This is a genomic window from Pseudomonas xantholysinigenes, from assembly GCF_014268885.2.
Classification (GTDB): Bacteria; Pseudomonadota; Gammaproteobacteria; order Pseudomonadales; family Pseudomonadaceae; genus Aquipseudomonas; species Aquipseudomonas xantholysinigenes.
Genome location: NZ_CP077095.1, coordinates 5,087,760 through 5,100,132, shown reverse-complemented (window position 1 = coordinate 5,100,132; position 12,373 = coordinate 5,087,760). Strand labels below are relative to the sequence as shown.

At 64.0% G+C, this 12,373-nt stretch carries 12 protein-coding genes and 1 riboswitch; of the genes, 4 read left to right on the top strand and 8 right to left on the bottom strand.

Going from position 1 to position 12,373, the window contains the following annotated elements:
- Positions 1-47 precede the first annotated feature (47 nt).
- The 3 genes from HU772_RS22740 to ahcY form a co-directional block, all read right to left on the bottom strand.
- Positions 48-830: a substrate-binding periplasmic protein gene (locus HU772_RS22740; RefSeq protein ID WP_186656339.1), complete on the bottom strand. Its 783-nt coding sequence runs from the start codon at positions 828-830 to the stop codon at positions 48-50.
- Positions 831-946: 116 nt separating this feature from the next.
- Entirely contained in the window at positions 947-1,792 is an 846-nt protein-coding gene (gene metF / locus HU772_RS22735; protein ID WP_186656336.1) for a methylenetetrahydrofolate reductase [NAD(P)H], read from the bottom strand.
- Between the two features lie 165 nt (positions 1,793-1,957).
- Complete coding sequence (ahcY, locus tag HU772_RS22730) at positions 1,958-3,367, bottom strand: adenosylhomocysteinase (protein WP_186656321.1); 1,410 nt, start codon at positions 3,365-3,367, stop codon at positions 1,958-1,960.
- A 21-nt stretch (positions 3,368-3,388) separates the two neighbouring features.
- Positions 3,389-3,484: riboswitch (S-adenosyl-L-homocysteine riboswitch) on the bottom strand.
- 179 nt (positions 3,485-3,663) lie between these two features.
- Between ahcY and HU772_RS22725 the strand changes: the two genes are divergently transcribed.
- Complete coding sequence (locus HU772_RS22725) at positions 3,664-4,065, top strand: acyl-CoA thioesterase (RefSeq protein ID WP_138219226.1); 402 nt, start codon at positions 3,664-3,666, stop codon at positions 4,063-4,065.
- A gap of 114 nt (positions 4,066-4,179) precedes the next feature.
- Here HU772_RS22725 and HU772_RS22720 read toward each other — a convergent pair whose 3' ends face one another.
- On the bottom strand, positions 4,180-5,415 hold the full coding sequence (locus HU772_RS22720; protein ID WP_186656319.1) for a cation:proton antiporter: 1,236 nt from the start codon (positions 5,413-5,415) through the stop codon (positions 4,180-4,182).
- Positions 5,416-5,638: 223 nt separating this feature from the next.
- Here HU772_RS22720 and HU772_RS22715 point away from each other — a divergent pair, with 223 nt between their 5' ends.
- Both HU772_RS22715 and HU772_RS22710 read left to right on the top strand, forming a co-directional pair.
- Entirely contained in the window at positions 5,639-6,472 is an 834-nt protein-coding gene (locus HU772_RS22715; RefSeq protein WP_186656316.1) for an EamA family transporter, read from the top strand.
- Positions 6,473-6,499: 27 nt separating this feature from the next.
- Positions 6,500-6,886: an MAPEG family protein gene (locus HU772_RS22710; RefSeq protein ID WP_186656313.1), complete on the top strand. Its 387-nt coding sequence runs from the start codon at positions 6,500-6,502 to the stop codon at positions 6,884-6,886.
- Positions 6,887-6,995: 109 nt separating this feature from the next.
- On the opposite strand, the gene mltA is transcribed toward HU772_RS22710, so the two are convergent.
- Positions 6,996-8,147, bottom strand: a complete 1,152-nt coding sequence (gene mltA, locus HU772_RS22705; RefSeq protein ID WP_186656310.1) for a murein transglycosylase A — start codon at positions 8,145-8,147, stop codon at positions 6,996-6,998.
- A 119-nt stretch (positions 8,148-8,266) separates the two neighbouring features.
- Between mltA and HU772_RS22700 the strand changes: the two genes are divergently transcribed.
- Positions 8,267-8,713: a c-type cytochrome gene (locus HU772_RS22700; protein WP_186656307.1), complete on the top strand. Its 447-nt coding sequence runs from the start codon at positions 8,267-8,269 to the stop codon at positions 8,711-8,713.
- 95 nt (positions 8,714-8,808) lie between these two features.
- Here HU772_RS22700 and HU772_RS22695 read toward each other — a convergent pair whose 3' ends face one another.
- The 3 genes from HU772_RS22695 to metK form a co-directional block, all read right to left on the bottom strand.
- Entirely contained in the window at positions 8,809-9,204 is a 396-nt protein-coding gene (locus HU772_RS22695; RefSeq protein ID WP_186656304.1) for a DUF1090 domain-containing protein, read from the bottom strand.
- A gap of 132 nt (positions 9,205-9,336) precedes the next feature.
- Complete coding sequence (ligB, locus tag HU772_RS22690; RefSeq protein WP_186656301.1) at positions 9,337-11,034, bottom strand: NAD-dependent DNA ligase LigB; 1,698 nt, start codon at positions 11,032-11,034, stop codon at positions 9,337-9,339.
- Positions 11,035-11,178: 144 nt separating this feature from the next.
- Entirely contained in the window at positions 11,179-12,369 is a 1,191-nt protein-coding gene (metK, locus tag HU772_RS22685) for a methionine adenosyltransferase (RefSeq protein WP_134690391.1), read from the bottom strand.
- Between the last annotated feature and the right edge of the window lie 4 nt (positions 12,370-12,373).

The window sequence follows — 12,373 nt, the reverse complement described above, 5'->3', positions numbered from 1 at the left end:
GCGTCCGGGCGTGAGCCGGGCGGGAAGGCTCGAGTATAACAGAGCATTCAGCGTGTGCCGCTGTCCTGCTGCTCAACGGCGAAAGGAAAATCCTGATTGCCCAGGTAGCGGGCGCTGATCGCGGCGTAGGCCGGCTCCTGCTTGAAGCGCCGCAGTTCCTCGGCGAAGGCCTGGGCCAGAGCCTCGCGGCCGGGCTTGCGGGCCAGTCCGAGGTACTGTGGGTGGCGGCTGATCACCAGTGGCAGGGCTTCGACGGATTGCTCCAGGCCCAGTTGCCTTACCAGGTAGTGGCCGACCCGGCGATCGGTCACCAGCAGGTCGATGCGGCCGAGCATCAGCTTGCCGAAGTTGGCTTCATGGGTAGGGGCCGCTTCGCGTCGAAACAGCGGCGAGTCGCTGAACGCGGCGTTATAGGTGTAACCCGGCGAGGTGCCCACGGTCAGCCCGGCGAGGTCCTCCAGGCGTGCCACCGGATGGGGGCGCTGGCGGGCCTGGTACAGGACGAATTCGGCCTCGGACATCGGCTCGTCGGGATAGACCAGGTAGCCCAGGCGCGAATCGACCTGGAAGATATCCATCACGCCGTCGGCCAGGCCCTGCTCGACCATGGCCAGGCAGCGTCGCCAGGGCAGGAACTGCCATTGCACCTCGATGCCCAGGCGCTTGAACACTTCGTTGGTCACTTCATAGTCGATGCCCTGGGGCTGGCCGTTGTCCTGGAACAGGTAGGGCGCCCAGTCATCGCTGACGATGCGCAAGCGTTCCGCCTGTGCCAGCGGGCTCAGGCAGACGAGCAGCAACAGCAGGAGGGTGGGGATCAGCGGGCGCATGGCGCGAGAGTACGCTGGCCGCTCTGGCAAGACCAGTGGGCTTTTGTCGCTGGGGCGTGGGGCGGGGCGTGCAACGAGCAAGGCTTTGACGTGCGCCAAAGCCTTGCCCGCGACCATCAGCGGGGTAGCTTCAGGTTGTTCCAGATCGCCAGGCTCGGCTCGGCCTGGTTCAAGGTGTAGAAGTGCAACCCAGGTGCGCCGCCTTGCAGCAGTTGTTCGCACATGCGGGTGATCACTTCCTCGCCGAAGGCCTGGATGCTGGCGGTGTCGTCGGCATAGGCTTCCAGCTGCTTGCGGATCCAGCGCGGGATCTCGGCGCCGCAGGCGTCGGAGAAGCGCGCCAGCTTGCTGTAGTTGGTGATCGGCATGATGCCGGGCACCACCGGGATGTCCACGCCCAGTTGCTGCGCACGCTCGACGAAGTAGAAGTAGCTGTCGGCGTTGAAGAAGTACTGGGTGATGGCGCTGTCGGCACCGGCCTTGACCTTGTGCACGAAATTGGCAAGATCCGTCTCGAAGTTGCGCGCCTGGGGATGCATTTCCGGATACGCGGCCACTTCCAGGTGGAAATGGTCGCCGCTTTCCTGGCGGATGAACTCGACCAGGTCGCTGGCGTAACGCAGCTCGCCGCTGGCCATGCCCATGCCCGACGGCAGGTCGCCACGCAGGGCGACGATGCGCTTGATGCCGGCGGCCTGGTACTGGGCCAGCAGGGCGCGCAGGTCGTCCTTGCTGTCACCCACGCAGGACAGGTGCGGGGCGGCCGGGACCTTCACTTCGCTTTCCAGCTGCAGCACAGTGTTCAGCGTACGGTCGCGGGTCGAGCCTCCGGCACCGTAGGTGCAGGAGAAGAAGTCTGGGTTGTAGCTGGCCAGCTGGCGGGCGACGCCCATCAGCTTTTCATGGCCGGCGTCGGTCTTGGTGGGGAAGAACTCGAAACTGTAGCGGCGTTCCTGGGACATCACTCGTTCCTCGAGCAGCAAGCTTCAAGCGGCAAGCTGCAAGTAAAAGCCAGACCGGTGATGGCCGATCTGGCTTGGGCACATTCAAGAGCTTCCAAGGTGGAGTCGCAAGCAGCAACGACACGGTCTGCCGTATCTTGCCGCTTGCAGCTGCAAGCTTGCCGCTTAGTAGCGGTAGGCGTCTGGCTTGAACGGGCCTTCGACGGTCACGCCGATGTACTCGGCCTGCTGCGGGGTCAGCTGGGTGACCACGCCGCCGAAGCCACGGACCATCTCCAGGGCCACTTCTTCGTCGAGCTTCTTCGGCAGCACTTCCACGGTCAGGCGCTCGGCCTTCTTCGCGGCAGGCAGCTCGGCGAACTTCTGCTCGAACAGGAAGATCTGCGCCAGGACCTGGTTGGCGAACGAACCGTCCATGATACGGCTTGGGTGGCCAGTGGCGTTGCCCAGGTTCACCAGGCGGCCTTCGGCCAGCAGGATCAGGTAGTCGTCGTTCTGCGGATCGAAGGTGCCGGCGCCGGTGCGGTGGATCTTGTGCACCTGTGGCTTGACCTCTTCCCATGCCCAGTTCTTGCGCATGAAGGCGGTGTCGATCTCGTTGTCGAAGTGGCCGATGTTGCAGACCACGGCGCGCTTCTTCAGGGCCTTGAGCATGTTGGCGTCGCAGACGTTGACGTTACCGGTGGTGGTGACGATCAGGTCGATGCGGCCCAGCAGGTCCTTGTTGATGCCGGCTTCGGTGCCGGTGTTGATGCCGTCCTTGAATGGCGAGACCACTTCGAAGCCGTCCATGCAGGCTTGCATGGCGCAGATCGGGTCGACTTCGGTGACCTTGACGATCATGCCTTCCTGGCGCAGGGACTGGGCCGAGCCCTTGCCCACGTCGCCGTAGCCGATCACCAGGGCCTGCTTGCCCGACAGCAGGTGGTCGGTGCCACGCTTGATGGCGTCGTTGAGGCTGTGACGGCAGCCGTACTTGTTGTCGTTCTTGCTCTTGGTGACCGAGTCGTTGACGTTGATCGCCGGGACTTTCAGCTCGCCCTTGGCCAGCATGTCGAGCAGGCGGTGCACGCCGGTGGTGGTCTCTTCGGTCACGCCGTGGATCTTGTCCAGCATGGCCGGGTATTTCTTGTGCAGGATTTCGGTCAGGTCACCGCCGTCGTCCAGCACCATGTTGGCGTCCCATGGCTGGCCGTCCTTGAGGATGGTCTGCTCGATGCACCACTCGTATTCCTGCTCGGTTTCACCTTTCCAGGCGAACACCGGGATGCCGGCGGCGGCGATGGCGGCGGCGGCCTGGTCCTGGGTCGAGAAGATGTTGCACGACGACCAGCGCACTTCGGCGCCCAGGGCGACCAGGGTCTCGATCAGCACGGCGGTCTGGATGGTCATGTGGATGCAGCCGATGATCTTCGCGCCCTTGAGCGGTTGTTCGGCTTGGTATTTGCGGCGCAGGCCCATCAGTGCCGGCATTTCCGACTCGGCGATGATGACTTCCTTGCGGCCCCAGTCGGCCAGGGAGATGTCGGCGACCTTGAAATCGGAAAAACCTGCAGGCGTGTTTACAGCGCTCATTGAGAGCCTCCATTCGTAGTGTGCGAATGGGCGCCGTTGTGCGTTGAGCGTCCGCCAGGCGGACAACGCCCCAACCGAGCCTGACAGGACGAACCTGCTGCAGCGCCCCTCGGCTGGGTGGCGGGATGGCCACCACTGCGGGGGACCATGTGAAACGGCAGGGATTATAGCCGCGGGCGTGTGACACACCCAAGACTTTCTGTCGATTAATCGAGACGATAGTCGATGTTCAATGGAGGGTGACCGAGCGGTCTGCCATCATTAGCCCACGTCAGCCAAGCCGGTCAGGAGTCCAGATGAACTTTCACACCCGCAAATGGGTAAAACCCGAAGACCTCAACCCCAACGGCACGCTGTTCGGCGGCAGCCTGTTGCGCTGGATCGACGAAGAGGCGGCGATCTACGCCATCGTCCAGCTGGGCAACCAGCGGGTGGTGACCAAGTACATTTCCGAGATCAACTTCGTCAGCGCCTCGCGCCAGGGCGACATCATCGAGCTGGGCATCACCGCCACCGAGTTTGGGCGTACCTCGATCACCCTCAAGTGCGAAGTGCGCAACAAGATCACCCGCAAGGCGATCCTGACCGTCGACAAGATGGTCTTCGTCAACCTGGGCGACGACGGCTTGCCGGCTCCCCATGGACGCACCGAGATCAAGTACATCCAGGACCAGTTCCCGGACAGCGCGGTGGAGTGAGAGCGGCGTTCGGCCCTTCGCGGGTAAACCCGCTCCCACAGATCCTTCGGCGCCCTTGAAGGTTCTGCCATCCTGTGGGAGCGGGTTTACCCGCGAAGCAGCCAGCTCGATGCATCAGGCTTGTTGGCTTACGCGCTTGACCACCTTGCCGACCGTCAGCCCCTGCACCAGGATCGACGACAGCACCACGATGTAGGTAATCGACAGCAGCAGGTCGCGCTCCTCGCCCTGCGGCAGCGACAGCGCCAGGGCCACCGACACGCCACCGCGCAGGCCACCCCAGGTCAGCACCCGGATAGTGCCCTGCGGCACGCTGCGCCAGCGGCGCAGCAGGACGATCGCCGGCGCCACGGTCAGCAGGCGCGAGGCCAGCACCGCCACCGCCAGCACGCCACCGGCCGCCAGGTGCAGCCAGTTGAACGGCAGCAGCAACAGTTCCAGGCCGATCAGGGCAAACAACAGCGCATTGAGCATGTCGTCGATCAACTCCCAGAAACCGTCCATGTAGCGACGGGTCATGTCGTTCATCGCCAGGTTGCGCCCCAGGTTGCCGATGATCAGGCCGGCCACCACCATGGCGATCGGCGCCGACACATGCAGCTCGTAGCACATCGCCGAACCGCCGATGACCAGCGCCAGGGTCAGCATCACTTCTACCTGGTACTGCTCGACACTCTTGATCATGCGGTAGGTGGCGTAGCCGATCAGGCCGCCGAAGGCGATCCCGCCGATGGCTTCCCGGGCGAACAGGATGGCGGTGTCGGCGACGCTTGGCGTCTCGCCCAGCTGGATGATGCCCAGCAGCACGGTGAACACCACCACCGCGGTGCCGTCGTTGAACAGCGACTCCCCGACGATGGTGGTCTTCAGCGGCTTGGAGGCGTTGGCGGTACGCAGGGCGCCGAGCACGGCGATCGGGTCGGTGGGCGAGATCAGCGCGCCGAACAGCAGGCAGTAGATCAGCGGCACGTTCCAGCCGAACAGGGCAAACACCCAGTGCGCCAGGTAGCCGATCACCACGGTGGCGATCAGCACGCCCAGCGTGGCCAGCAGGCCGATCGGCCAGCGGTAGCTGCGCAGGTCGCTGAGGTTGACGTGCAGTGCGCCGGCGAACAGCAGGAACGACAGCATCCAGTGCATCAGCAGGTCGTTGAAGTCGATCTGGTTCATCAGGCCTTCGACGCGTTCTTCCAGGCCAGGGAAGCCGATCAGGCTCAGGCCCTGCAGAATCAGGGAGAACAGCAATGCCGTGACCATCACGCCGATGGCGGGTGGCAGGCCGATGAAGCGGTAGTTCACATAAGTGAGAAGGGTGGTAAGGCAGATAAACGCGGCAACTAATTCAAGCATCCCGAATCCTGTGACAGTGGCTTCCAAGTCGTTGCCCGAATGGCTCGGGCAGTTCTTTGATGATCTGGCGAGGGGTTCGGGACACAGGGTTTGACCGGATAAGTCCAAATCGTTCCCATCCAGAGGGTGGATCGCATACCCTGTGGCCGCGGGCGCAGCCCGTGCCATCCACCGTGTGTGCAGCTTCGCGGGCAAGCCCGCTCCCACAACAAGGACCCAAGGCGTGTTGGCAACCTCCCTGGTACTGGTCGCAGCCCTGCTTCATGCCACCTGGAACACCCTGATCAAGTTCAGTGCCGAGCGCCTGCTGGTGATTGCCAGCATGGACGTGGTCGCGCTGGTTTTCGCGGTACTGGCGGTGGCTTTCGTCGACTTCCCACCGGCCGTTATCTGGCCTTGGCTACTGGCTTCGGCGCTCGCCGAACAGCTGTATCGCTACCTGTTGATAAAAGCCTACAAAGTGGGTGACCTCGGCCTGGTCTATCCGCTGATGCGCGGCCTGTCGCCATTGGTAGTGCTGGGCCTGACCCTGGCCTTCGCCGGTGAGTCGCTGAGCCAGCAACAGATCATCGGTATCCTGCTGATTCCGTGTGGCATGGCCTGCCTGCTGTGGCAGGGCGGTGGCGGTGATCGGCTGCCCTGGTCGATGCTGCCGGTGGTGGCGTTGATCGGGCTGTGCATCGGTTGCTACACCTGGTTCGATGGCCAGGCCGTGCGGCTGTGGGGCAAGCCGCTGGACTACCTGGTGTGGCTGACCCTGCTCAGTGCCTGGCCGTTCCCGTTGTTGGCCGGGGTGGCCCGGAGGGCGCCCTTCGTGCTGTTCTGGCGGACCCAATGGCGGCTGGGGTTGGCGGTCGGCTTCTGCGTACTGTTCAGCTACGCTCTGGTGCTATGGGCCATGCACCTGGGCTCGGTGGCCGAGGCGGCAGCCTTGCGCGAACTCAGCGTGATCCTCGTGGTGCTGCTGGGCATGCGCTACCTCAAAGAACCTTTTGGCGGGCCGAGACTCCTAGCTTGCGGGCTGGTCTTGGCAGGCATGCTGGTGATGAAGCTCTAACCCATTTTCGAACAAGGAGTCATGAGCATGACCGTAGCCTTGTGGTGCATCCTGATCGCGCTGCTGTTGAACCCACTTTGTGCCTTGATCGCCAAGGTCAGCAGCGGCCGGTTTGGGCTCAAGGACAATCACGACCCGCGCGCCTTTCTCGATACCCTGTCAGGCTTGCCACGGCGCGCCCATGCTGCCCAGCAAAATGGCTATGAAGCCTTCCCGGCATTTGCCGCGGCGGTGCTGGTGGCGGATATCGTCGGCAATGCCGAACAGGTAACCCAGGATGTGCTGGGGGTGCTGTATATCACCAGCCGGCTGCTTTACATCATCTGCTACCTGGCGGACTGGGCGGCGTTGCGGTCGGTGGTGTGGTTCGCCGGGGTGGCGCTGATCGTATCGTTCTTCGTGGTTTCGGTCTGAGGCCCAGCCCTTTCGCGGCGCAAGGCCGCTCCGACTAGGTGCTGCGCAGCCTGGACGGCTTGCAGTCTCCCTGTGGGAGCGGGCTTGCCCGCGAAGAATCCCGCGCCGATCAAGGCACTTTCGGTACTTCAGGCAAAGGCTGGCCCTTGGGCCACAGCATCCAGATCTGCCCCTGCTGCTTCATGTTTCCCGCCAGCTCGCCGGCCTCGGGGCCGGTGCCCCAGAACAGGTCGGCACGCACTTCTCCTGTAATAGCCCCTCCGGTGTCCTGCGCACCCACCGGGCGCACCACTGGCGAGCCGTCCGGACGGGTGGTGGACAGCCACAGCAGGCTGCCCAGCGGAATCACCTTGCGGTCGATGGCCACGCTGTAGCCTGCCGTCAGCGGTACGTTCAGCGAGCCACGCGGGCCTTCGTTGCTGTCCGGCCGGGTGCTGAAGAACACATAGCTCGGGTTGCTCGCCAGCAGTTCCGGCACCCGTTGTGGGTTGGCCTGGGCCCAGGCGTGGATGCTGCCCATGGTCACCTGTTCCTTGGGCAACTGGCCTTGCTCCACCAGCCAGCGTCCGATCGGGCGATAGGGGTGGCCGTTCTGGTCGGCATAACCCAGCCGCAGCTGGCGACCACTGTCCAGCTGAATACGCCCGGAGCCCTGGATCTGCAGGAACTGCAGGTCCATCGGGTCGGTCAGCCAGGCCAGCACCGGTGCCTTGGCACCATCGCGGTTGATCACTTCGGCAGTGTCATACGGCTTGAGCACGCGACCCTCGAGGCGGCCGCGCAGGCGCTTGCCCTTGAGTTCGGGGTACACGCTGGCGAGATCGACCACGATCATGTCCTCGGGGACACCATAGACCGGCACCTGGGCGGCTGCGGTACGCGCCAGGCTACCGGGGTAGACCGGCTCGTAGTAGCCGGTGATCAGGCCGTTGGCGCTGTTGTCGGCCGAGCGCAGGCCGTACACCTGCAGGTTCTGTTCGAGAAAGGTGCGGACCTGGGCAGCGCTTGCCGTGGCCGAGCCGGCCGCCTCGCAGGTGGCGGCCCATACCGGGTCGCGCTTGAGCTTTTCGCAACCGCTGCGCCAGGCGTAGAAACCGGCCAGCAGGTCGTCGTCGCTGACCGCGGGTAGGTCTTTCCAGGTGGCCGGCACATAGGTGGCGATGGCGTGAGGTTGTGGCTTGGCGCTTTCGCCGCCGTTACAGCCGACCAGCAGCGCCAGGGCGGGCAGGGCCCAGGCGAGATGGCGCAATGCAGATTTCATCGGGTGAGTCCTGTGCTGGGCGAAAGATGAATATTCACCCTTGTTTTCTGTGTGGCTATTGGTCTTTGCCTGGTGGGCGGCGATACTGGCCGCCCGTTTGCCTGGCCAAAGAGACCGAGATGTTCAAGCGATTGACCGTAGTACTGCTCGCCGCCCTTGCCCTGAGCGCCTGTGATGGCGTCGACCCCAACTCGCCGCTGGGCCAGCGCAAGGCAATCTTCAAGCAGATGCTCAAGACCAGCGAGGACATGGGCGGCATGTTGCGTGGGCGCTTGCCCTTCGACGGTGGGAAGTTCGCCGAGGGCGCCGCGAAGCTGGACACCCTGGCCCACGAACCGTGGCAGCACTTCCCGCAGGTGCGCGATGAGGGTGACAGCAGTGCGCGGGCGGAGGTCTGGGAGCGCCAGGCGCGGTTCCAGGACCTGGCCCGGCAACTCGAGGGAGTGACCGGCGAGTTGGTCGGTGTGACTCGCAACCAGCCGTTGGACGCCGCGGGGCTCAAGGCGCCGATGGACAAGGTCGAGGCGGCGTGCAAGGCCTGTCATAGCGAGTTTCGCAATCATTGACGGTTCGCTGGCAAAGCCGGTTCTTCTGGAGAACACCTTGGCTTCTGGATTGGGCGGAACCTGCGGCAGCGGCTTTAGCCGCTGCCGCCGTTGGTTCAGCGCTCGAGTTCGTCAACGGCTTCCTGCAGTTCCTTCTTCGCTTCGGCCAGCTTGTCTTTGCGTTTGTTGATCTTCTCCGCGTCACCTTTCTTCATGGCCTTGTCCAGGTCCTTGGTGCGCTGGTTCACTTCGTGACGGGCGTCGAGCACTTTCTGCTCGCGTTCCTTGCGCAGATTGGCGTCGGTGCAGTGCTCGGTGACTTCGCTCAGGGCCTTTTCCAGGCCAGCCTGCTGATCGCTGTTGCCGTGGGCGCGGGCCTGCTCGATCTGTTCACTGATGGCTTGGCGCTTGGCGGCGCAACCGGTCAGTTCCGAGGCGGGTTGGGCGGCCTGCGCGGCACCTGTAGCCAAGCCCAGTGATGCAAGCAGAAAAAGTGTCGAAATACGGATCATGAAAAGCCTCCTGAACGGGGCGGGGCAGCAAAAGTTGGTGGAAATCCTGCCTTGGTTTTGCCCATTTAGAAACCCTTGGTGAAGTTTTCCGCTTGAATCTCGGGCTTTTCGTACGTGCGAATTGGTAAAAAATCATTGCTCAGCCTGCTGGGGCGTGGCTGGAAAACCTCGTATGCCGATTTCCGTCAAACGTGCGGCAATGGCTTGCACCTCGGCGTGAGCGAAGAAGTCCGCAAGTTGATGCGCGCGCTTTGCACCGATTCCGGGCACGGCCTGCCATTGCTCGGCATTGCGTGAAGCCAGCGCTGGCCAGTCGCCCGTCAACGGCCAATGTTTGCCAATGGGCGCGCCCAGTCCTCGCAGCCACTGATCGAAGGGGCGTGAGCGGGCTTCGTCGAAACTGGCCAGCAACTGCACCGTTGTGCGGCTGCTTATTCCGGGTACTTGTTGCAGGTGCTCGGCATCGAGCCGCAGCCAATCGCTCATCGAAGTGACCAGGCCAGCTTCGACCAGTCGCCGCCAAGTACCGGGCCCGGCGCGCGGCACGGCCAGGCCCTGCTTGCCGCCAAGCCAGGCGAGCCGGGCGATGAATTGTTCCTCACAGCCCTGGCTGGCTTGCCAGCAGCTGTGGGCATGATGCTGGCCGGGGGCTGGCGCGGTAACCGGCTGTCGCTCGAGCGCGCGGTGCACGACCTGTTCGAGACGAGGAATGGTCAGCCCGGCAAGGCTGATGGCGACTTGATCGCCGGGGCGAATATCCAGGGCGTGCCAGCGCGCCAGCGAGCCGAGGCTGACCTGGGTAATGCGTCGATCATCGAGGTTGGTCGGCTGCACATGCAAAACGGGCGTGACCCTGCCAGTACGCCCGATCCGAAAGCGCACCTCGCGTACTTCGGCCAAGGCTTGCACATAAGGGTATTTCCACGCCGCGATCCAGTACGGCGCTTTGGCCTGCCAGCGTTCGGCGGGTGGCCGACTGCTCTGGCGCAGGATCACGCCATCGCTGGCGAACGGCATGGCAGAGCGGTACCAGTGCTCTCGCCAGCGTGCCGCATCTGCCGCCGTCTCGATAGCAATGCTGTAACGCTGGCCTTCGGGAAAGCCCAGTTGCGCCAACTGCGCCAGGCGTTCGGCCTGTTGATCGGGCCCCTGCGGCCAGTCCCATACGAACAGGCCGATCATGTTCCCTTGTTCGCTGGTCAGTTGCTTGCGTGCGAGCAATCCCGCCACGCTGCCCCGGGCGTTCGCACCGCCGTCCCGGGCTTGCACGTGTTCATTCAGGCGCAGGTACAGCTCGCCCTGTAATTGCAGGTCAATCGCCTGCGCCAGCTCTCGGGTGACTGCGCTGAGCTGGGGAATATGCTTGCTCCAGTCATGCCCCTGGACCCCGTCCCCCCGGCTGATCAGTTGCACCAGTCTGCCTTGTCGATAAATGAGGGACACGGCGACACCGTCGACCTTCGGTTGTATCCACACATCCTGGCGGCCTTGCAGCCAGCGGCGCACTGCGTGTTCGTCGGCAAGCTTGGCGACGCCGGTATGCGCGACGGGGTGCGGGTGTGTGCCACGGGCACTGCGCAAAGGCTCGTCAGGCTGGGCGAGGTCGAAGCAGCGTTGCAGATGGGCCAGGCGCAGGCGGCTCTGATCGTAAAGCTCATCGGCCACCAGCGCGATGCCCTCGCGATGGTAGTGGTCGTCCCAGCGGGCCAGGGTCTGGCGCAGTTGGTCGATTTCTGCGCGGGCGCGCTCGGCTGGCCAGTCGGGGCATACCTGGGCCTGGGCGCTGAGGACTGGAACGAGTAGCAGGACGATAACGCGCCAGAGCGGCATGGCCGGCCTCCTTGCAGGGCGTGGGGAATGCTCAGCCTAGGCAAGGGGGATGGCTTGTGTGACGGCGGGATTGTCAGCCGATATGTCACGAAAAAGCCCCTGCCGATCACTCGGCAGGGGCTTTCCGTTACTGCTGTAGGAGGCTTACAGGCCGGCGGCGTCGCGCAGGGCGTCGGCGCGGTCGGTGCGCTCCCAGGTGAAGGTGGTGAAGGTGTCGTCACCGACGGTCTTCTGCTGCGGAGTACGGCCAAAGTGACCGTAGGCAGCGGTCTCCTGGTACATCGGGTGCAGCAGGTCGAGCATGGTGGTGATGGCGTAAGGACGCAGGTCGAAGCACTCGCGCACCAGTTGGATGATCTTGTCGTCGGAAACCTTGCCGGTGCCGAAGGTGTTGATCGAGATGGAGGTCGGCTGGGCCACGCCGATGGCGTACGACACCTGGATCTCGCAACGCTCGGCCAGGCCCGCGGCAACGATGTTCTTGGCCACGTAGCGGCCGGCGTAGGCGGCGGAGCGGTCGACCTTGGATGGGTCTTTACCCGAGAACGCACCACCACCGTGGCGGGCCATGCCGCCGTAGGAGTCGACAATGATCTTGCGACCGGTCAGGCCGCAGTCGCCCACCGGGCCGCCGATGATGAAGTTGCCGGTCGGGTTGATGTGGTACTGGGTGCCCTTGTGCAGCAGTTCGGCCGGCAGGGTGTGCTTGACGATCAGCTCCATCACCGCTTCCTGCAGGTCTTTCTGCGAGACCTCGGGGTTGTGCTGGGTCGACAGGACGACGGCGTCGATGCCGACCACCTTGCCGTTTTCGTAACGGCAGGTGACCTGCGACTTGGCATCCGGGCGCAGCCAAGGCAGCAGGCCAGACTTGCGCGCTTCGGCCTGGCGCTCGACCAGTCGGTGCGAGAAGCAGATCGGCGCCGGCATCAGCACTTCGGTCTCGTTGCTGGCGTAGCCGAACATCAGGCCCTGGTCGCCGGCGCCCTGGTCTTCCGGCTTGGAGCGGTCGACGCCCTGGGCGATGTCCACCGACTGCTTGCCGATGATGTTCATCACAGCGCAGGTGGCACCGTCGAAGCCGACGTCGGAGCTGTTGTAGCCGATGTCGATGATGACCTTGCGCACCAGGTCTTCCAGGTCGACCCAAGCCGAGGTGGTGACTTCACCGGCAATGATGGCGACACCGGTCTTGACCAGGGTCTCGCAGGCTACGCGGGCGTATTTGTCCTGGGCGATGATCGCGTCCAGCACCGCGTCGGAGATCTGGTCGGCGATCTTGTCCGGATGCCCTTCGGACACGGACTCGGAAGTGAAAAGGGAGTATTCGCTCATCTCG